The organism is Streptomyces sp. NPDC093546 (assembly GCF_044765045.1).
In the GTDB taxonomy this organism is placed as follows: domain Bacteria; phylum Actinomycetota; class Actinomycetes; order Streptomycetales; family Streptomycetaceae; genus Streptomyces.
In genome coordinates, this window is record NZ_JBIWJG010000004.1 from 474,614 (window position 1) to 494,683 (window position 20,070).

19 protein-coding genes are annotated in these 20,070 nt (G+C 70.9%); 11 read left to right on the forward strand and 8 right to left on the reverse strand.

Annotated features, from left to right (window positions below):
• Positions 1 to 5: 5 nt before the first annotated feature.
• From tpiA to ACIRNI_RS11815, 6 genes are all read left to right on the forward strand, one after another.
• Positions 6 to 785, forward strand: a complete 780-nt coding sequence (tpiA, locus tag ACIRNI_RS11790) for a triose-phosphate isomerase (protein WP_355360132.1) — start codon at positions 6 to 8, stop codon at positions 783 to 785.
• A 137-nt stretch (positions 786 to 922) separates the two neighbouring features.
• Positions 923 to 1,153: a preprotein translocase subunit SecG gene (gene secG / locus ACIRNI_RS11795; RefSeq protein ID WP_031072642.1), complete on the forward strand. Its 231-nt coding sequence runs from the start codon at positions 923 to 925 to the stop codon at positions 1,151 to 1,153.
• A gap of 110 nt (positions 1,154 to 1,263) precedes the next feature.
• Positions 1,264 to 1,599, forward strand: coding sequence for an RNA polymerase-binding protein RbpA (locus ACIRNI_RS11800; protein ID WP_003957010.1), 336 nt, complete (start codon positions 1,264 to 1,266; stop codon positions 1,597 to 1,599).
• A gap of 162 nt (positions 1,600 to 1,761) precedes the next feature.
• Positions 1,762 to 3,420 (forward strand): glucose-6-phosphate isomerase, encoded by a 1,659-nt coding sequence (gene pgi, locus ACIRNI_RS11805; RefSeq protein ID WP_403550867.1) that lies wholly within the window; start codon positions 1,762 to 1,764, stop codon positions 3,418 to 3,420.
• Between the two features lie 15 nt (positions 3,421 to 3,435).
• A complete protein-coding gene (locus tag ACIRNI_RS11810; RefSeq protein ID WP_403550590.1) occupies positions 3,436 to 3,936 on the forward strand; it encodes a PH domain-containing protein in 501 nt (166 codons plus the stop codon).
• On the forward strand, positions 3,933 to 5,465 hold the full coding sequence (locus ACIRNI_RS11815; protein WP_403550591.1) for a PH domain-containing protein: 1,533 nt from the start codon (positions 3,933 to 3,935) through the stop codon (positions 5,463 to 5,465). Before ACIRNI_RS11810 ends, ACIRNI_RS11815 begins: the two co-directional genes overlap by 4 nt.
• Before the next feature lie 58 nt (positions 5,466 to 5,523).
• On the opposite strand, the gene pgl is transcribed toward ACIRNI_RS11815, so the two are convergent.
• The 5 genes from pgl to tkt are packed head-to-tail and all read right to left on the reverse strand — an operon-like array spanning position 5,524 to position 12,151.
• Entirely contained in the window at positions 5,524 to 6,306 is a 783-nt protein-coding gene (gene pgl / locus ACIRNI_RS11820) for a 6-phosphogluconolactonase (protein WP_355360141.1), read from the reverse strand.
• Positions 6,303 to 7,376 (reverse strand): glucose-6-phosphate dehydrogenase assembly protein OpcA, encoded by a 1,074-nt coding sequence (opcA, locus tag ACIRNI_RS11825; protein ID WP_403550593.1) that lies wholly within the window; start codon positions 7,374 to 7,376, stop codon positions 6,303 to 6,305. Before opcA ends, pgl begins: the two co-directional genes overlap by 4 nt.
• The gene (gene zwf / locus ACIRNI_RS11830; RefSeq protein ID WP_355360147.1) at positions 7,373 to 8,905 is read right to left on the reverse strand and encodes a glucose-6-phosphate dehydrogenase; all 1,533 of its coding nucleotides are present in this window, start codon (positions 8,903 to 8,905) and stop codon (positions 7,373 to 7,375) included. Before zwf ends, opcA begins: the two co-directional genes overlap by 4 nt.
• Before the next feature lie 5 nt (positions 8,906 to 8,910).
• A complete protein-coding gene (gene tal, locus ACIRNI_RS11835) occupies positions 8,911 to 10,029 on the reverse strand; it encodes a transaldolase (protein WP_355360150.1) in 1,119 nt (372 codons plus the stop codon).
• Positions 10,030 to 10,063: 34 nt separating this feature from the next.
• Positions 10,064 to 12,151, reverse strand: coding sequence for a transketolase (gene tkt / locus ACIRNI_RS11840; protein WP_403550595.1), 2,088 nt, complete (start codon positions 12,149 to 12,151; stop codon positions 10,064 to 10,066).
• A 378-nt stretch (positions 12,152 to 12,529) separates the two neighbouring features.
• On the opposite strand from tkt, the gene ACIRNI_RS11845 reads away from it, so the two are divergent.
• From ACIRNI_RS11845 to ACIRNI_RS11855, 3 genes are all read left to right on the forward strand, one after another.
• Entirely contained in the window at positions 12,530 to 13,471 is a 942-nt protein-coding gene (locus ACIRNI_RS11845; protein ID WP_403550597.1) for a heme o synthase, read from the forward strand.
• Between the two features lie 45 nt (positions 13,472 to 13,516).
• Positions 13,517 to 13,837 (forward strand): hypothetical protein, encoded by a 321-nt coding sequence (locus ACIRNI_RS11850; RefSeq protein WP_403550599.1) that lies wholly within the window; start codon positions 13,517 to 13,519, stop codon positions 13,835 to 13,837.
• A 68-nt stretch (positions 13,838 to 13,905) separates the two neighbouring features.
• Positions 13,906 to 14,985 carry an amidohydrolase family protein gene (locus ACIRNI_RS11855; RefSeq protein WP_403550601.1) on the forward strand — a complete coding sequence of 360 codons (1,080 nt, stop codon included), beginning with the start codon at positions 13,906 to 13,908 and terminating at the stop codon, positions 14,983 to 14,985.
• Here ACIRNI_RS11855 and ACIRNI_RS11860 read toward each other — a convergent pair.
• Genes ACIRNI_RS11860 through ACIRNI_RS11870 form a run of 3 tightly spaced genes read right to left on the reverse strand, consistent with a single transcriptional unit; the run spans position 14,982 to position 17,700 of the window.
• Positions 14,982 to 15,947, reverse strand: coding sequence for a heme A synthase (locus ACIRNI_RS11860; RefSeq protein WP_403550603.1), 966 nt, complete (start codon positions 15,945 to 15,947; stop codon positions 14,982 to 14,984). The two genes, ACIRNI_RS11855 and ACIRNI_RS11860, sit on opposite strands and share 4 nt — an antisense overlap.
• A gap of 56 nt (positions 15,948 to 16,003) precedes the next feature.
• The gene (locus ACIRNI_RS11865; RefSeq protein ID WP_403550605.1) at positions 16,004 to 16,777 is read right to left on the reverse strand and encodes an ABC transporter permease; all 774 of its coding nucleotides are present in this window, start codon (positions 16,775 to 16,777) and stop codon (positions 16,004 to 16,006) included.
• On the reverse strand, positions 16,774 to 17,700 hold the full coding sequence (locus ACIRNI_RS11870; RefSeq protein ID WP_403550607.1) for an ABC transporter ATP-binding protein: 927 nt from the start codon (positions 17,698 to 17,700) through the stop codon (positions 16,774 to 16,776). Before ACIRNI_RS11870 ends, ACIRNI_RS11865 begins: the two co-directional genes overlap by 4 nt.
• Positions 17,701 to 17,926: 226 nt before the next feature.
• Between ACIRNI_RS11870 and ACIRNI_RS11875 the strand changes: the two genes are divergently transcribed.
• Both ACIRNI_RS11875 and sufB read left to right on the forward strand, forming a co-directional pair.
• The gene (locus ACIRNI_RS11875; protein WP_355360174.1) at positions 17,927 to 18,658 is read left to right on the forward strand and encodes an ArsR family transcriptional regulator; all 732 of its coding nucleotides are present in this window, start codon (positions 17,927 to 17,929) and stop codon (positions 18,656 to 18,658) included.
• On the forward strand, positions 18,655 to 20,070 hold the full coding sequence (gene sufB, locus ACIRNI_RS11880) for a Fe-S cluster assembly protein SufB (RefSeq protein ID WP_355360177.1): 1,416 nt from the start codon (positions 18,655 to 18,657) through the stop codon (positions 20,068 to 20,070). The genes ACIRNI_RS11875 and sufB overlap by 4 nt, the downstream gene beginning before the upstream one ends.

The window sequence follows — 20,070 nt, forward strand, 5'->3', positions numbered from 1 at the left end:
CCCACATGAGCAACACCCGCACCCCGCTGATGGCGGGCAACTGGAAGATGAACCTCAATCACCTGGAGGCCATCGCCCACGTCCAGAAGCTCGCCTTCGCGCTGACCGACAAGGACTACGACGCCGTCGAGGTCGCGGTTCTCGCGCCCTTCACCGACCTGCGCTCCGTCCAGACCCTCGTCGAGGGCGACAAGCTGAAGATCAAGTACGGCGCCCAGGACATCTCGGCGCACGAGTCCGGCGCGTACACCGGCGAGATCTCGGGCGCGATGCTGGCCAAGCTGAAGTGCTCGTACGTGGCCGTCGGCCACTCCGAGCGCCGCCAGTACCACGGCGAGACCGACGAGCTGTGCAACGCCAAGGTGAAGGCCGCCTTCCAGCACGGCCTGACCCCGATCCTCTGCGTCGGCGAGGGCCTGGACGTCCGCAAGGCCGGCGACCAGGTCTCCTACACGCTCGCGCAGCTCGACGGCGGACTGAAGGACATCCCGGCCGAGCAGGCCGAGACCATCGTGATCGCGTACGAGCCGGTGTGGGCCATCGGCACCGGCGAGGTCGCCACCCCCGAGGACGCGCAGGAGGTCTGCGGAGCGATCCGCGGGCGCCTCGCCGAGCTGTACTCGCAGGAGCTGGCCGACAAGGTCCGCATCCAGTACGGCGGCTCGGTCAAGGCGTCGAACGTCGCCGCGATCATGGCGCAGCCGGACGTGGACGGCGCCCTGGTGGGCGGCGCGGCGCTGGACGCCGACGAGTTCGTCAAGATCGTGCGCTTCCGCGACCAGTAAGTATGCGGTAGAGCGGATCCGTCGTACTCTTGCGGGGGCCGGGGCCCGGAATCCGGGCACCGTGCCCCCGCAGTGCGTAGAAGTCCGTTTGTCGGTGTAGTCCGAGAATTGCCAGGAAGTAGGGTCCAGCCGTGGTTATGGGGTTCTCGATCGCCCTGATCGTCTTCAGCCTGCTGCTGATGCTGCTGGTGCTGATGCACAAGGGGAAGGGCGGCGGCCTCTCCGACATGTTCGGCGGCGGTATGCAGTCGTCCGTCGGCGGCTCGTCGGTCGCCGAGCGCAACCTGGACCGCATCACCGTGGTGGTCGGTCTGCTGTGGTTCGCGTGCATCGTCGTCCTCGCGCTGCTGGTGAAGCTGGACGGCTGAGCCATCGGTTCCGTGTCCCGTGGCCGGGTGTAACTCCCACCACTGGACGCGCGTTGGGCCTTACGTAGACTGGGGCATCTTCGAGCACCATCACGCAGGGAGTTACGACCGTGGCAAGTGGCAACGCGATCCGGGGAAGCCGGGTCGGGGCGGGGCCGATGGGGGAGGCCGAGCGGGGCGAATCCGCGCCGCGTCTCCGGATCTCCTTCTGGTGCTCGAACGGGCACGAGACCCAGCCGAGCTTCGCCAGCGACGCGCAGGTTCCCGACACCTGGGACTGCCCGCGGTGCGGGTTCCCGGCCGGCCAGGACCGGGACAACCCGCCGGACCCGCCGCGCACCGAGCCGTACAAGACGCACCTGGCGTACGTACGCGAGCGGCGCAGCGACGCGGACGGCGAGGCGATCCTGGCCGAGGCGCTGGCCAAACTGCGGGGCGAGATCTGACCTGGACGACGGGCTTCGCCGGTGAACATCACCGGCGGGGCCCGTTGTCAGTGGTGCCCTCTATCGTCGTGCTCATCGCCTCACCGGCGCCCGGGATCAATTAGGTTGGAGTCGCAGCGGGGCAAGCAGGCACGTACGAGAAGAAGTGGGCTGATGTCCGAGATGAACGCAGAAGGACGCACCAGGCTCAACCGGTTGCCCGAGTGGACGGCTCTGGGCAAGCACCGGGAGCAGCTGGGGGAGACGCATCTGCGCGAGCTGTTCGCCACCGACCCGGAGCGCGGCAGCCGGTTCACCCTGCGGGTGGGCGACCTGTATCTGGACTACTCCAAGCAGCTGGTCACCGACGAGACGCTGAGGCTGCTGCGGGAGCTGGCCGCGGCGACCGGTGTGGCCGAGCTGCGGGACGCCATGTTCCGCGGCGAGAGGATCAACACCACCGAGAACCGCGCCGTGCTGCACACCGCGCTGCGCGCCCCGCGCGACGCCGTGATCGAGGTCGACGGGGAGAACGTTGTCCCCGGCGTCCACGCCGTGCTCGACAAGATGGCCGCGTTCTGCGAGCGGATCCGCTCCGGAGCGTGGACCGGCCACACCGGAAAGCCCATCAAGAACGTCGTCAACATCGGGATCGGCGGCTCCGACCTCGGCCCGGCGATGGCGTACGAGGCGCTGCGCTCCTTCACCCAGCGGGACCTGACGTTCCGTTTCGTGTCGAACGTCGACGGTGCCGACCTGCACGAGGCGATCCGCGACCTGGACGCCGCCGAGACGCTGTTCATCATCGCGTCCAAGACCTTCACCACCATCGAGACCATCACCAACGCCACCTCCGCCCGTGACTGGCTGCTCACCGAGCTGAGGGCCGGTCAGGACGCCGTCGCCCAGCACTTCGTGGCGCTGTCGACGAATGCCGGGAAGGTCGAGGAATTCGGCATCGACACGGCGAACATGTTCGAGTTCTGGGACTGGGTCGGCGGCCGGTACTCGTACGACTCCGCCATCGGCCTCTCCCTGATGATCGCCATCGGACGGGACCGCTTCCGGGAGATGCTCGACGGCTTCCACCTCGTCGACGAGCACTTCCGCACCGCTCCGCCCGAGGAGAACGCGCCCCTGCTGCTGGGCCTGCTGGGCATCTGGTACGGCGCGTTCTTCGACGCCCAGTCGCACGCCGTCCTGCCGTACAGCCACTACCTGTCGAAGTTCACGGCGTACCTCCAGCAGCTCGACATGGAGTCCAACGGCAAGTCCGTCGACCGCGAGGGCAACCCCGTCGACTGGCAGACCGGCCCGGTCGTCTGGGGCACCCCCGGCACCAACGGGCAGCACGCCTACTACCAGTTGATCCACCAGGGCACCAAGGTCATCCCGGCCGACTTCATCGGCTTCGCCAAGCCGGTCCCCGACCTGCTGCCCGGCCTGGTCGCCCAGCACGACCTGCTCATGGCCAACTTCTTCGCCCAGACGCAGGCGCTCGCCTTCGGCAAGACGCCCGAGGAGGTACGCGCCGAGGGCGTCCCGGAGGAGCTGGTGCCGCACAAGACCTTCCGCGGCAACCACCCGACGACCACGATCCTCGCCGACGAACTGACGCCGTCCGTGCTGGGCCAGCTCATCGCGCTGTACGAGCACAAGGTCTTCGTCCAGGGCGCCGTCTGGAACATCGACTCCTTCGACCAGTGGGGCGTCGAGCTCGGCAAGGTACTGGCCAAGAAGATCGAGCCGGTGCTCACCGAGGGCAAGGGCGGCGAGAGCCTGGACAGCTCCACCGCCGCGCTGGCCGACCGGTACCGCGCGCTCCGCGGCCGTAGGGCATAGAGACAGGCAGATCCGATGACGGGGGAGAACGCGGTGCGGCTGCGGCCGCCGGCACACACGCTGAACGAGCGGGCCATCGGCTGGTGGCGGGCGCAGCTGCTGCTGCTGACGGCGGTACCGGTGGCCGTGCTGGTCCTGCTCGGCGGCTTCATCGGGCCCGCCCGGCCCTGGCTGCTCGCGGCCGCGGCGGCCGGGACCGTACTGGGGCTCGTCTGCACCGCGTTCCTCCCCCGCTGGTGGTTCACCGTCCACCGCTGGGAGGTGACGGACGACGCCGTCTACGTCCGAACCGGCTACTTCTGGCAGGAGTGGCGGATCGCGCCGATGTCCCGGATCCAGACCGTGGACACCGTGCGCGGCCCGCTGGAGCAGGCCTTCCGGCTCGCCACGGTGACCGTCACCACCGCCTCCGCCAAGGGCGCCCTCCGCATCGAGGGACTCGACCACGAGGTGGCCGCGGACCTCGCCGAGCGGCTGACCCGCATCACCCGGGCCACCCCCGGCGACGCGACATGAGCACCCCGGGGAGCCCCGCCGACGGCCGGCACGCCGACGGCGACTGGCGGCGGCTGGACAAGCGGACGGTCCTCGTCACCGCCCTGGTCATGGCCGGCGTCTCCGTCGGCGGCGGAGTCCCCGCCTTCCTCGGCCTCGCCGGAGGGATGGCCGCCTGGCAGGCGCTCGCCCTCGTGGCGGCCGGTGCGGCGCTGCTCGTCACCGGCGCGGCCGCCGCCGACTACGTCCGCTGGCGCAGGACCCGCTACCGCATCGGACCCGAGCGCGCCGAACTCCACACCGGCCTGCTCCTGGTCAAGCGCCGCTCTCTGGCAAGGGAGCGCATCCGCAGCGTCGACCTGACGGCCCATCCGCTGCTGCGCGTCCTCGGACTCGTCAAGGTCCGCATAGGAACCGGTGAGCACACCGGCGGCGGCGAGTCGACGCTGGAGCTCGACGCCGTCACCCGGGCCGAGGGGGAGCGGCTGCGCCGCGAGCTCCTCGACCGGACCCTGACCCGGCCTCAGGACGACCGTCAGGACGGCGAGCTGGCCGCCCTCGACCCGGCCTGGATCCGGTACGCCCCGGTATCGTTCGTCGCCCCGGTGCTCGGCGGAGCGGCGGCCGGTGCCGTGATGCAGGTCAGCGAGTGGTTCGGCGCCCGGCGCGAGGTCATCCACTGGATAGGGGACCGCTTCCGCGAGACGCCCGTGGGGTGGGTCGTGGTGACACTCGTCGCGGCCGCCGTTCTCACCGGCGCCGTCGGCGCGCTCGGCCTGTGGGTCGAGATGTGGTGGAACTACCGGCTGGAGCGCGAGCCGGGCGGCACCCTCAGGGTCCGGCGCGGCCTGCTCACCGCACGCTCGGTCTCCATCGAGGAGCGGCGGCTGCGCGGCGTGGAACTCGTCGAACCGCTCGGTGTGCGCTTGAGCGGCGCCGCCCGGCTCGACGCGGTCGCCACCGGCCTGGTCAAGGACCAGGAGGACAAGCACGCCGACCTGCGGACACTGCTGCCCGCCGCGCCGCGCGCCGTCGCGGACACGGTGGCCGCCCGGGTGCTGCGCGAACCCGCCGCCCCCACCGGTGCGCCGCTCACCGCCCACCCCCGCGCGGCCCGCACCCGGCGCCTGCGCTGGGCCCTCGCCGCCGCACTCCCGCCCGTGCTGGTCCTGGCCCTCCTCGGTGCGCTCCTCACCGACGTACTGCTCTACGCGGCGGCCGTCTGCGCCGCGGTGCTCGTGCCGCTCGCGGTGGTCCTCGCCCTCGACGCGTACCGGAGCCTGGGCCACGGCCTCAGCGGCGGCTACCTCGTCACCCGCTCCGGCACCCTCCGCCGGGCGACGGTCGCCCTCCAGCGCGGCGGCGTCATCGGCTGGACGGTCAAGCAGTCGTACGTCCAGCGCCGCGCGGGCCTGATCACCCTGACCGCCACCACGGCGGCGGGCAGCGGCGCGTACGCCGTCCACGACGCCGACGAGACCGAGGGCCTCCGCTTCGCGGCGGAGGCGGTGCCGGAGCTGCTGGAGCCCTTCCTCGAACCGCGGACATGACGAACGGCCCGGTTCACCTCTCGGTGAGCCGGGCCGTTACGGTCGGTCCGTCCGCCTGTCAGGGCGACGCAGGCGGATACAGCGCGCGCGGCAGGCGGGAGGCCGCCGCCGCGTCCAGGAGCCACAGGGTGCGGGAGCGGCCGTACGCCCCGGCGGCCGGGGTCTGGAGCTCGCCCGCGCCCGACAGGGCGATGGCCGCCGCCTTCGCCTTGTCCTCGCCCGCCGCCAGCAGCCACACCTCACGCGCCGCCCGGATCGCCGGGAAGGTCAGCGAGATGCGGGTCGGCGGCGGCTTCGGCGCGCCGTGGACGCCCACCACCGTGCGCTCGGTCTCGCGCGTCGCCGGGTGCTCCGGGAAGAGCGAGGCGACGTGCGTGTCCGGGCCGACGCCCAGCAGGAGGACGTCGAAGGCGGGCACCGGGCCGTGGTCGTCGGGCCGGGCGGCCGCGGCGAGCTCCTCGGCGTAGGCGGCGGCTGCCGCGTCCGCGTCCGAGCCGTGCGCGCCGCCCGCCACCGGCATGGTGTGCACCCGCGCCGGGTCCAGCGGGACGCCGTCCAGCAGGGCGGCGCGGGCCTGGGTGTCGTTGCGGTCCGGGTCGCCCTCCGGCAGGAACCTTTCGTCGCCCCACCACAGGTCCAGCCGCGACCAGTCGATCGCGTCCCGGGCCGGGGAGGAGCCCAGCGCGGCGAGCAGGCCGTTGCCGTTGCGGCCGCCTGTCAGGACCACCGAGGCGGAGCCCCGGGCGGCCTGGGCGTCCACGATCTTGGTGATCAGCCGGGCCGCCGCGGCCTGTGCCATGAGCTCCTTGTCCCGGTGGACCACGAGCTGCGGAGCGCTCACTTGGCGGCCGCCTTCTTGGCCTGGGCCTTCGCCGCGCCCGCGGGCGCCTTCTCCGGGGCCGCCTTCTTGGCCGGCTCCTGAGCACCGGCCTCCTGAGCACCCGGCTCCTCCGCGGCAGGCTTTTCAGCAGCGGCCGCGGCAGCCGGCTCGCCCAGCCGGTCGACGCCGTAGCGCAGCGCCGACGCGTACGTGTCGTCCGGGTCCAGCCGCCGCAGCTCCTCCGCGATCAGCTCCGCGGTCTCCCGCCGCTTGAGCGCCACCGCCCGGTTCGGCTGCCCCTCGATGGAGAGGGTGGCCAGCGAGCCGTCCGCCCGGTCCAGCACGATCGGACCGCAGTTGGTCGCCAGCCGGACGGCGGTGAGCCCCGGCCCCTGCGAACCCGACCGCTTCACCGGGATCTTCAGCCGGTCGGCCAGCCACATGGCCAGCAGCTCGACGCTCGGGTTGTACTCCTCGCCCTCCACCTCGGCCGACGTGACCTCGCACGCGATCTGGTCCAGGGCCGCCGCCAGCATGGAACGCCACGGCGTGATCCGCGTCCAGGACAGGTCCGTGTCGCCCGGGGTGTAGGCGGCGGCGCGGGCCTTCAGCTCCTCGATGGGGTGCTCGGCGGCGTAGGTGTCGGTGACCCGCCGCTGCCCGAGGGCGCCCAGCGGGTCTTTCGCCGGGTCGGTCGGCGCGTCGACCGGCCACCACACCACCACCGGGGCATCCGGCAGCAGCAGCGGCAGCACCACCGACTGGGCGTGGTTGATCACCTCGCCGTACAGCCGCAGCACCACCGTCTCGCCGGTCCCGGCGGCGGTACCCACCCGCACCTCGGCGTCCAGGCGTGCCTGGGCGCGGTCCCGGGGCGAGCGCGAGACCCGCTTGATGACGACGAGCTTGCGCGAGGGGTGCTCGCGGGACGCCTCGTTGGCGGCCTTGAGCGCGTCGTACGCGTTCTCCTCGTCCGTGACGATGACCAGGGTGAGCACCATGCCGATGGCCGGCGTGCCGATGGCCCGCCGCGCCTGCACCAGGGCCTTGTTGATCTTGCCAGACGAGGTGTCCGTAAGGTCGATCTTCATGGCCGGCGCCAGCTCCGTCCGTCTCGTGCGAGCATTTCGTCCGCCTCGACCGGCCCCCAGCTCCCGGCCTGGTACTGCGCCGGCTTGCCGTGCTTGTCCCAGTACTGCTCGATCGGGTCGAGGATCTTCCAGGACAGCTCGACCTCCTCCGTGCGCGGGAAGAGGTTGGCGTCGCCGAGCAGGACGTCGAGGATCAGCCGCTCGTACGCCTCCGGGCTGGACTCCGTGAAGGACTCGCCGTAGGCGAAGTCCATCGAGACGTCCCGCACCTCCATCGAAGTGCCCGGCACCTTGGAGCCGAACCGCATGGTCACGCCCTCGTCCGGCTGGACGCGGATGACCAGGGCGTTCTGCCCGAGCTCCTCGGTCGCCGTGTGGTCGAAGGGCGAGTGCGGCGCGCGCTGGAAGACCACCGCGATCTCGGTGACCCGGCGGCCCAGCCGCTTTCCGGTGCGCAGGTAGAAGGGGACGCCCGCCCAGCGGCGGTTGTCGATGCCCAGCTTGATCGCGGCGTACGTGTCGGTCTTGGAGTTCGGGTCGATGCCCTCCTCCTCCAGATAGCCGACCGCCTGCGCGCCGCCCTGCCACCCGGCGGCGTACTGCGCGCGCACGGTCGACTTGCCGAGGTCCTTCGGCAGCCGCACCGCGCCCAGCACCTTGGTCTTCTCGGCGGCGAGCGCGTCGGCGTCGAAGGAGGCGGGCTCCTCCATCGCGGTCAGCGCGAGCAGCTGGAGGAGGTGGTTCTGGATGACGTCACGGGCGGCGCCGATGCCGTCGTAGTACCCGGCGCGGCCGCCGATGCCGATGTCCTCGGCCATGGTGATCTGTACGTGGTCGACGTACGACCGGTTCCAGATCGGCTCGAAGAGCGTGTTGGCGAACCGCAGCGCCAGGATGTTCTGGACGGTCTCCTTGCCCAGGTAGTGGTCGATCCGGAAGACCTGCTCCGGGGCGAACACCTCGTGGACGATGGAGTTGAGCTCCTTGGCGGAGGCCAGGTCGTGCCCGAAGGGCTTCTCGATGACCGCGCGCCGCCAGCAGCCCTCCTTCTGGTCGGCCAGCCCGTGCTTCTTCAGCTGCTGGACGACGACGGGGAAGAACTTGGGCGGCACGGACAGGTAGAAGGCGAAGTTGCCGCCGGTGCCCTGCGCCTGGTCCAGCTCCTCCATCGTCTTCTTGAGGGTCTCGAAGGCTTCGTTGTCGTCGAAGTTGCCCTGGACGAAGCGCATGCCCTGGCTCAGCTGCTGCCAGACCTCCTCGCGGAACGGCGTGCGCGCGTGCTGCTTGACGGCCTGATAGACCTCGTCCGCGAAGTCCTCGTCGGCCCACTCGCGGCGGGCGAACCCGATGAGCGAGAAGCCCGGCGGCAACAGGCCCCGGTTGGCGAGGTCGTACACCGCGGGCATCAGCTTTTTACGGGACAAATCGCCCGTGACACCGAAGATCACCAGACCCGACGGCCCCGCGATGCGCGGGAGCCGTCGGTCTGCGGCGTCACGAAGCGGGTTGGCTCCGTGAAGAACGGACAATGTTCTTACGCCTCCGAAGGTGCGAGGCGCTTGAGCTCCGCCTCGGTCGACTTGAGCAGGTCGTTCCAGGACGCCTCGAACTTGTCGACGCCCTCGTCCTCCAGCAGCTGCACGACGTCGTCGTAGCCGATGCCGAGCTTCTCGAGGGCCGCGAGGTCCGCGCGCGCCTGCTCGTACGTGCCGGCGATCGTGTTGCCGGTGATCTCACCGTGATCGGCGGTGGCCTCGAGGGTGGCCTCCGGCATGGTGTTGACCGTGCCCGGCGCGACCAGCTCGTCGACGTACAGCGTGTCCTTGTACGCCGGGTCCTTGACGCCGGTCGAGGCCCACAGCGGACGCTGCTTGTTGGCCTGCGCCTTGTCCAGGGCCGCCCAGCGGTCGGACGAGAACACCTCTTCGTACGCCTCGTACGCAAGGCGGGCGTTGGCCAGGGCGGCCTTGCCGCGCAGCGCCTTGGCCTCGTCGGTGCCGATCGAGTCCAGCCGCTTGTCGATCTCGGTGTCCACGCGGGACACGAAGAAGGACGCCACCGAGTGGATCTTCGACAGGTCCAGGCCGCGCTCCTTGGCCTTCTCCAGGCCGGCCAGGTACGCGTCCATGACCGCGCGGTAGCGCTCCAGCGAGAAGATCAGCGTGACGTTGACGCTGATGCCGAGGCCGATGACCTCGGTGATCGCCGGCAGGCCCGCCTGGGTGGCCGGGATCTTGATGAGCGTGTTCGGCCGGTCCACCAGCCACGCCAGCTGCTTCGCCTCGGCGACCGTCGCCTTGGTGTTGTGCGCCAGGCGCGGGTCGACCTCGATCGACACCCGGCCGTCCTGGCCCTGCGTGGCGTCGAAGACCGGGCGCAGGATGTCGGCGGCGTCGCGGACGTCCGCCGTCGTGATCATGCGGATGGCTTCCTCGACGGTGACCTCGCGGGCGGCGAGGTCCTCCAGCTGCTGGTCGTAACCGTGGCCCTCGGAGATCGCCTTCTGGAAGATCGAGGGGTTGGTGGTGACGCCCACGACGTGGCTCTGGTCGATCAGCTCGGCCAGGTTGCCGGAGGTGATCCGCTTGCGCGAGAGGTCGTCCAGCCAGATCGCGACGCCTTCGTCGGAGAGGCGCTTGAGTGCGTCTGTCATGAGAATTGCATCTCCTACTTGTCGTATACCGGCGTCAGCGCGCTGCGGCTTCGATCGATTCCCGGGCGGCGGCGGCCACGTTCTCGGCCGTGAAGCCGTACTCGCGGAAGAGGACCTTGCCGTCCGCCGAGGCACCGAAGTGCTCCAGCGAGACGACGCGGCCCGCGTCGCCCACGTACCGGTGCCAGGTCAGGCCGATCCCGGCCTCGACCGCGACCCGCGCCTTCACCGACGGCGGCAGCACGGCATCCCGGTACCCCTGGTCCTGCTCCTCGAACCACTCGACGGACGGCATCGACACCACCCGGGTCGGGATGCCCGCGGCCTGCAGCTGCTCGCGCGCCTCGACGCACAGGTGGACCTCGGAGCCCGTACCGATCAGGACGACCTGCGGCTCACCACCCTCGGCGTCGAACAGCACGTACCCGCCGCGCGCGGCCTCGTCGTTCCACTCGTACGTCGGAACGCCCTGGCGCGTCAGCGCGAGGCCGTGCGGGGCGCCCTTGCCGAACTCCTTGGTCCAGCGGCGCAGGATCTCGCGCCACGCGATCGCCGTCTCGTTGGCGTCCGCCGGGCGCACGATGTTCAGGCCCGGGATGGCGCGCAGCGAGGCCAGGTGCTCCACCGGCTGGTGCGTCGGGCCGTCCTCGCCGAGGCCGATCGAGTCGTGCGTCCACACGTACGTCACCGGCAGGTGCATCAGCGCGGAGAGGCGGACGGCGTTGCGCATGTAGTCGGAGAACACCAGGAAGGTGCCGCCGAAGATACGGGTGTTGCCGTGCAGCGCGATGCCGTTCATCTCGGCGGCCATCGCGTGCTCGCGGATGCCGAAGTGGATGGTCCGGCCGTACGGGTCGGCCTCCGGCAGCGGGTTCCCCTTCGGCAGGAACGACGACGTCTTGTCGATCGTCGTGTTGTTCGAACCGGCGAGGTCGGCGGAGCCGCCCCACAGCTCGGGGATGACCCCGCCGAGCGCCTGGAGAACCTTGCCGGAGGCGGCGCGGGTGGCGACACCCTTGCCCGGCTCGAACACCGGAAGCTTCTGCTCCCAGCCGGCCGGCAGCTCGCCCGCGGCGATCCGGTCGAACTCGGCGGCGCGCTCGGGGTTGGCGGTGCGCCACTCCTCGAACTGCTTCTCCCAGGCGGCGCGGGCCTCGCGGCCGCGGTCCAGAGCCTCACGGGTGTGCGCGATGACCTCGTCGGCCACCTCGAAGGTCTTCTCCGGGTCGAAGCCCAGGACGCGCTTGGTGGCCGCGACCTCCTCGTCGCCGAGCGCCGAGCCGTGCGAGGCCTCGGTGTTCTGCGCGTTCGGCGCGGGCCAGGCGATGATCGAGCGCATCGCGATGAACGACGGGCGCTCGGTCTCGGCCTTGGCGGCCTGGAGGGCGTCGAACAGCGCCTGCGGGTCGAGGTCGCCGTTCTCCTTGGGCTCGACGCGCTGCACGTGCCAGCCGTACGCCTCGTACCGCTTCATCGTGTCCTCGGACACGGCGGTCTCGGTGTCGCCCTCGATCGAGATGTGGTTGTCGTCCCACAGCAGGATCAGGTTGCCGAGCTTCTGGTGCCCGGCCGTCGAGGACGCCTCGGCGGAGATGCCCTCCTGGAGGCAGCCGTCACCGGCGATGCAGTAGACGAAGTGGTCGAACGGGGACGTGCCCGGCGCGGCCTCCGGGTCGAACAGACCCCGCTCGTAGCGCGCGGCCATCGCCATGCCCACGGCGTTGGCGACACCCTGGCCCAGCGGCCCGGTCGTCGTCTCGACGCCGACGGTGTGGCCGTACTCCGGGTGGCCCGGGGTCTTCGAGCCCCAGGTGCGGAACGCCTTCAGGTCGTCCAGCTCCAGGCCGAAGCCGGCCAGGTACAGCTGGATGTACAGCGTCAGCGAGGAGTGGCCCGCGGACAGCACGAACCGGTCGCGGCCGGTCCAGTCGGCGTCCGAGGGGTCGTGCCGCATCACCTTCTGGAAGAGGGTGTACGCGGCGGGGGCCAGGCTCATGGCCGTACCGGGATGGCCGTTGCCGACCTTCTGTACGGCGTCCGCGGCCAGGACACGGGCGGTGTCCACGGCCCGCTGGTCCAATTCGGTCCACTCGAGGTCTGTGGTGGTCGGCTTGGTGCTCACCCTGGGTCAGGGCTCCTCTCCACATGTTCCACATGTCGAATGCCGGTGACGTCGATCTCACCGGCTGTTGTCGAGCCTACCCCCGTGAGAACGCGCATTTTTTCGGGTCATTCCAGAGTGTGGTCATCGGGTGTCACCCGCCTCCCGACTGGCCCTTTCGGTGTTCGGCAAATGAATAAGGAGCCGCTCAACCGAGTGCTCAATCGAGCGCTGCCCAGGCCCTTTGCTTCACCCGGCCCAACACGGCCGACCCCGGCGGAGGGCGAGGTATGGGCAACGTCTACAGTGGCGTGGTACGCGCGAGTCTTTACCGGCCCTTCACGGCCTCCTGTCGTCACGTCCGGTGCGACTCGCTGGGAGTCTCTGTCAGGGGTGTGCGTGACGGCCGTCGAATCCCGTCCGGCGGGTGTGCTCGGGACGAGCACCGGCAAGCGGCCATTCGGGGCCCGCGTCAAGGCGTTCGTGGCGCTGACCAAGCCGCGGATCATCGAGCTGCTGCTGATCACCACGGTGCCGGTGATGTTCCTCGCCGAGCAGGGGGTGCCGGACCTGTGGCTGGTGCTCGCCACCTGCCTCGGCGGTTACCTGTCGGCCGGTGGCGCGAACGCGCTGAACATGTACATCGACCGCGACATCGATGCCCTGATGGACCGCACCTCGCAGCGGCCGCTGGTCACCGGCATGGTCTCGCCGCGCGAGGGCCTGGTCTTCGGCCTCACCCTCGCGGTGGTCTCCACGCTCTGGTTCGGCCTGCTGGTCAACTGGCTCTCGGCCTGGCTGTCGCTGGGTGCGCTGCTTTTCTACGTCGTCGTCTACACGATGATCCTCAAACGGCGTACCGCGCAGAACATCGTGTGGGGCGGTATCGCCGGCTGCATGCCCGTGCTCATCGGCTGGTCGGCCGTGACGAATTCGATGTCCTGGGCCGCCGTCATCCTCTTCCTCGTCATCTTCTTCTGGACGCCGCCGCACTACTGGCCGCTGTCGATGAAGGTGAAGGAGGACTACGCACGCGTGGGCGTGCCCATGCTGCCGGTCGTCGCCTCCAACAAGGTGGTGGCCCGCCAGATCGTCCTCTACAGCTGGGTGATGGTCGCCGTCTCCCTGCTGCTGACGCCGCTCGGCTACACCGGCTGGTTCTACACGGCGGTGGCGCTGGCGACCGGCGGCTGGTGGCTGTGGGAGGCGCACGCGCTCCAGGCCCGCGCGAAGGCGGGGGAGACGGGCGCCAAGCTCAAGGAGATGCGCCTCTTCCACTGGTCCATCACCTATGTCTCGCTGCTGTTCGTGGCGGTCGCGGTGGACCCGTTCCTGAAGTGACCGGGGATCTGGCCAGGTCGGCTACTGGTCGGTAGCATTTCAGTCATGGCAGACACCAAGCAGGCGGAGCGCAGGGCCTCGAAGCTCGCCAAGCAGATCCAGGCGTTCTCCAAGCAGCACGGCGGCGCCGAGGGCCAGCTGGCGTACATCGGCCAGATGGGCACCCGCATCGTGCTCGTCGGCGAGGACGGCGGCTGGGGCGACCTCGTCGCGCCCACCCACGAGGTCGCGAAGAGCGCGGCCGAGAAGGCCGGGCTCACGCTCCACGAGGAGTTCGACGGCGACTTCGCGGCCAAGGTCCGCACCGGGCCGTACGAGTGGACCCGCATGGCCGGCATTCAGCTCGGCGGCCCGTCCAACGACTGAGGCAACACCTTGCGCGGGGTTCACCCGTTAGGACCTGTGACGGTGCAGCCATCACAGGGAGCCCCCGCATGATCGACACCCCGCCACTGGTGGACCAGTACTGCCACGGGGTGCTCCGCACGGAACTGGGCCTCGGCACCTTCGAGGCGCACCTCGGCAGGGCCGGGGGCCTGCCCGCGCCCGGCACGACGTTCTTCGACACCCAGACCGGCTTCGCGGTACGGCGCTGGTGCCCGCCGCTCCTCGGCCTGGAGCCGCACTGCCCGCCCGCCCGCTATCTGGCCCGCCGCCGGGAACTCGGCTTCCTGGAGTCGGGCCGGCGGCTCCTGCGGGCCACCGGGATCTCCACCTATCTGGTGGACACCGGACCGCCCGGCGACCTCACCGGACCGGTGGAGATGGGCGCCGCGGCCGACGCCGAGGCCCACGAGATCGTCCGCCTGGAACCGCTCGCCCAGCAGGTCGCCGACACCTCCGGCACGGTCGACGGGCTCCTCGCCAACCTCGCCGAGGCCGTCCACGGCGCGGCCGTCTCCGCCGTCGCCTTCGCCTCCGTCGCCGCCCTGCGGCACGGTCTCGTCCTCGCCCCCGACCCACCGGGGCCCGGCGAGGTGCGCGGCGCGGCCGGCCGCTGGCTGGCGGGCCGCCGCGCCGGAGAGCCGCTCACCGACCCCGTCCTGCTGCGGCACCTGCTGTGGATAGCCGTCGCCTCCGGCCGCCCGCTCCAGCTGTACGTCGGGGTCGACGACCCGATACGGCTCGGCGACTTCGCCGCCGCGACCAGTGGACTCGGCACGGACCTGGTGCTGCTGCACGGCTACCCGCACCACCGGCAGGCCGCCCATCTGACGAGCGTCTTCCCCCATGTGTACGCCGACCTCGGCGCCACCCTCGCCCAGACCGGGCCCCGGGCCGCCGCCGTACTGGCGGAGACCCTGGAACTCGCGCCCTTCGGCAAGCTGCTCTTCTCCAGCGGTGCCCGCGGCCTGCCCGAGCTGCACGTGGTGGGCGCGCGGGTGTTCCGCGAGGCGCTCGGGCGGGTGCTGGACGACTGGGTGTACGCCGGCGCGTGGTCCCGTACGGACGCGCAACGCGTCGCCGAGATGATCGCCTCGGGCAACGCCCGCAGGGTGTACGGGCTCGGTTAGGCGGCGGTCAGCGCCGCGTCGGACTGCTGCGGGGCGGGGACGTCCGGGGTGGCCGACGGCCGCTCGCGCAGGCTCAGCACCAGGCGCAGCACCGCGATCCACATGAGCGACGAGCCCAGCATGTGCAGGCCCACCAGGACCTCCGGCACGCCCGTGAAGTACTGCACGTAGCCGATCCCGCCCTGGAGCAGCAGCACCACCAGCAGGTCGCGGGCGCGCGCCCGGGTGTCGTCCGGGGCGTCCACCACGCGCAGCACGAAGAACATCGCCAGCGCCAGCGCGCACACCACCCAGGCGAAGATCGCGTGGAGGTGGGCCATCGTCGCGAAGTCGAACGGCATGCGCGGCACGTCGCTGCTGTCGCCCGCGTGCTTGCCGGAGCCCGTCACCGTCGTACCCGCCGCGATCAGCAGCCCGGACACGACCACCAGCGCCCAGCCGAGCTTGCGCACCGGCCCCGGGACGCGCGGCCGCCGGGGGCCGTCGCCCTCACCCGCGCGCACCCAGGTGACCACGGTGACCGTGAGCAGCGCGTTCGCGGCGAGGAAGTGGCCCGCGACCGTCCACGGGTTCAGCCCCATCCACACGGTGATGCCGCCGAGGACGGCGTTGACCATCACCACCCAGAACTGCGCCCAGCCGAGCCGGGTCAGCCCGCGCCGCCACGGCTTGGTGGAGCGCGCCGCGATGATCGCCCAGCCGACCGCCGCCGACAGGACGTACGTCAGCATGCGGTTGCCGAACTCGATGGCGCCGTGGATGCCCTGCGCGGGCGTGGCGAAGAGGCTGTCGTCCGTGCACTTGGGCCAGGTGTCGCAGCCGAGACCGGAGCCGGTGAGCCGGACCGCGCCGCCCGTGACGATGATGACGACGCTCATCACGACGGCGGCGAGCGCGGCGCGCCGGACCGTCCGGGGGGAGGGGGTCCAGCGCTGGGCGATGAAGGCGAGGGGGGTCAACACGGTTCCCTATCGTAGGTGCCCGCTTGTGCACGCTTTCACGAGGCCCCCCAATACGGTCATTCCCAGCGGAAGAAGCGTGCCGCCGCGCCCAGCCCCAGCACCGCCCACGCCGCCAGGATCCCGGCCGCGCCCCACGGCATCGACGCTCCGTCCCGCAGCACGTCCCGCAGCCCCTCCGACAGCGCCGAGATCGGCAGCAGCTCCAGCGCCGCGCGCGCCGCGTCCGGGAACTTCTCCAGCGGTACGACCACGCCGCCGCCCACGAGGAGGAGCAGGAACACCAGGTTGGCCGCCGCCAGCGTCGCCTCCGCCTTCAGCGTGCCGGCCATCAGCAGGCCGAGCCCGGAGAAGGCGGCCGTACCGAGGACGAGCAGCAGGAGCACGGAGATCGGGCTGCCCTGCGGGGACCACCCGAGCGCCAGTGCGATCACCGTCAGGAGCGCGATCTGGAGCACCTCCGTCACCAGGACCGAGACCGTCTTGGCGGTCATCAGCGCCCAGCGCGGCAGCGGCGACGCGCCGAGCCGCTTGAGCACCCCGTACCGCCGCTCGAAGCCGGTCGCGATGGCCTGCCCGGTGAAGGCGGTCGACATCACGGCCAGCGCCAGCACGCCCGGCGCGAGGAAGTCCACGGCCTTGCCGTCGCCCGTGTCGACGATGTCGACGGTCGAGAAGAGCACCAGCAGGAGGGACGGGATGACGACCGTGAGCAGTAGCTGCTCGCCGTTGCGCAGCAGCATCTTCGTCTCGAGCGCCGCCTGCGCCGCGATCATCCGGCCGATCGGCGCCGCTCCGGGCTGGGGCGTGTAGGTCCCGGCGCTCGTGCTCATGAACGCAGCTCCTTGCCGGTCAGAGTGAGGAAGACGTCTTCGAGCGTGTGCCGCTCGACCGAGATGCGGTCGGGCATCACCCCGTGCTGCGCGCACCATGTGGTCACCGTGGCGAGCAGCTGGGGGTCGACCGTGCCGCTGATCCGGTACGCGCCGGGCGTCAGCTCGGCGGCGGCGGTGCCGTCCGGCAGCGCCTTGAGCAGCGAGCCGAGGTCCAGGCCGGGGCGGCCGGTGAAGCGCAGGGTGTTCTCGGCGCCGCCGCGGCACAGCTCCTCGGGGCTGCCCTGGGCGACGACGCGGCCCGCGTCGATGATCGCTATGTCGTCGGCGAGCTCCTCGGCCTCGTCCATGAAGTGGGTCGTGAGGACGGTGGTGACCCCGTCGGCGCGCAGCTCGCGCACCAGGTCCCAGGTGGAGCGGCGGGCCTGCGGGTCGAGGCCCGCGGTCGGCTCGTCCAGGAAGACCAGCTCCGGCCGCCCGACCACCGCCATGGCGAGTGCGAGGCGCTGCTGCTGCCCACCGGAGAGGCGGCGGTACGTCGTACGGCCGCAGGAGCCGAGGCCGAGGCGCTCGATCAGCGCGTCGACGTCGAGGGGGTGGGCGTGGAGCTTCGCCATGTGGCGCAGCATCTCGTCGGCGCGCGCGCCGGAGTAGACGCCACCCGACTGGAGCATCACCCCGATGCGGGGCCGCAGGCGGGCGGCGTCGGCGACGGGATCGAGCCCGAGGACGCGCACGGTGCCGGCGTCGGCGCGGCGGTAGCCCTCGCAGGTCTCGATGGTCGTGGTCTTGCCGGCGCCGTTGGGCCCGAGGACGGCGGTGACGCCGCCCGCGCGGACGTCGAGGTCGAGGCCGTCGACGGCGGTCTTGGTCCCGTACCGCTTGACGAGGCCCTGGACCCGTACGACGGACTCGTATCGCATGCGGGAAGTCTAAAGAGCCCGCGGACCCCTCCGGCCCGCAGGCCCCCGAGGAGGCGTGAAAGGCCCGGTCAGGGGGCGCCGGGGAGGGGGTGGCGGGTGGCTGGAAATCATCCCACCAATGATCGTTTCCGCAGGTCAGGTGAGGCTTCCCTTAGTGACGCAGAGCACCGTCCACTGGTCAGGACGTCGCTTGTCACTCTCTCGCGAATTACGCAACAATGGCGTTGTGAAAAACGTCGGCCACGCCCAGCAGGCTCCAGCGGAGGAGCTCGCGACCGGGGAGCGCTCCACGCGCAACCGGGTCGCGCGGTCCATCCTGGACCACGGGCCGTCCACGGTGGCCGAGCTGGCTCAGCGGCTCGGCCTCACGCAGGCCGCCGTCCGCCGCCATCTCGACGCGCTCGTCGCCGACGACGTCGTCGCCCCGCGCGAACAGCGCGTCTACGGCGCGCGCACGCGCGGCCGCCCGGCCAAGGTGTTCGCCCTGACGGACGGCGGCCGGGACGCCTTCGACCAGTCGTACGACACTCTCGCCGTCGAGGCCCTGCGCTGGATCGAGCAGAACGCGGGCGGGGAAGCCGCCGTCGCCGCGTTCGCGCGCGACCGGATCGAGGCCCAGGCGGAGGCGTACCGCGAGGCCGTCGAGGCCGCGGCGCCCGAGGAGCGCGCCGAGGCGCTCGCGAAGGCGCTGAGCGCCGACGGGTACGCTGCCACGGCGCGCAACGCGCCGGTCGGACAGCAGCTGTGCCAGCACCACTGCCCCGTGGCCCACGTCGCCGAGAGGTACCCGCAGCTGTGCGAGGCGGAGACCGAGGTCTTCAGCCGGCTGCTCGGGACGCACGTGCAGAGACTGGCGACCATCGCCCACGGCGACGGGGTCTGCACGACGTACATCCCGCACACCACGCACACCACACCAACAGCATCCGCAAGCACGGCCGGGAGGAACCCCGCATGACCACCGAGATCAGCCACCCCGAGCTCGAGGGCCTGGGTCGGTACGAATATGGCTGGGCCGACCCGGACGCCGCCGGCGCCACCGCCAAGCGCGGTCTCTCCGAGGACGTCGTCCGCGACATCTCCGCGAAGAAGAACGAGCCCGAGTGGATGCTGAAGCTGCGTCTCAAGGGTCTGCGCCTCTTCGACAAGAAGCCCATGCCGAACTGGGGCTCCGACCTGTCGGGCATCGACTTCGACAACATCAAGTACTTCGTCCGGTCCACCGAGAAGCAGGCCGCCTCCTGGGAGGACCTGCCCGAGGACATCAAGAACACGTACGACAAGCTCGGCATCCCGGAGGCGGAGAAGCAGCGCCTCGTCGCCGGTGTCGCCGCGCAGTACGAGTCCGAGGTCGTGTACCACCAGATCCGCGAGGACCTGGAGGCCCAGGGCGTGATCTTCCTCGACACGGACACCGCGCTCAAGGAGCACCCGGAGCTCTTCCAGGAGTACTTCGGCACGGTCATCCCGGTCGGCGACAACAAGTTCGCGTCGCTGAACACCGCGGTGTGGTCCGGCGGCTCCTTCATCTACGTGCCGAAGGGCGTGCACGTCGACATCCCGCTCCAGGCCTACTTCCGCATCAACACGGAGAACATGGGCCAGTTCGAGCGGACGCTGATCATCGTCGACGAGGACGCCTACGTCCACTACGTCGAGGGCTGCACCGCCCCGATCTACTCCTCCGACTCGCTGCACAGCGCCGTCGTGGAGATCATCGTCAAGAAGGGCGGCCGCTGCCGCTACACGACGATCCAGAACTGGTCGAACAACGTCTACAACCTGGTCACCAAGCGCGCCGTGGCGTACGAGGGCGCGACCATGGAGTGGGTCGACGGCAACATCGGCTCCAAGGTCACGATGAAGTACCCGGCCGTCTACCTGATGGGCGAGCACGCCAAGGGCGAGACCCTGTCCATCGCCTTCGCGGGCGAGGGCCAGCACCAGGACGCCGGCGCCAAGATGGTCCACATGGCCCCGAACACCTCCTCCAACATCGTCTCCAAGTCGGTGGCGCGAGGCGGCGGCCGCACCTCCTACCGCGGTCTCATCGAGATCGGCGAGGGTGCCCCGGGCTCCAAGTCGAACGTGCTCTGCGACGCGCTGCTCGTCGACACGATCTCGCGGTCGGACACGTACCCGTACGTCGACGTGCGCGAGGACGACGTGTCCATGGGCCACGAGGCGACCGTCTCCAAGGTCTCCGAGGACCAGCTCTTCTACCTGATGAGCCGCGGCCTCTCCGAGGACGAGGCGATGGCGATGATCGTGCGCGGCTTCGTCGAGCCGATCGCCAAGGAGCTGCCCATGGAGTACGCGCTGGAGCTCAACCGGCTGATCGAGCTGCAGATGGAGGGTGCGGTCGGCTGA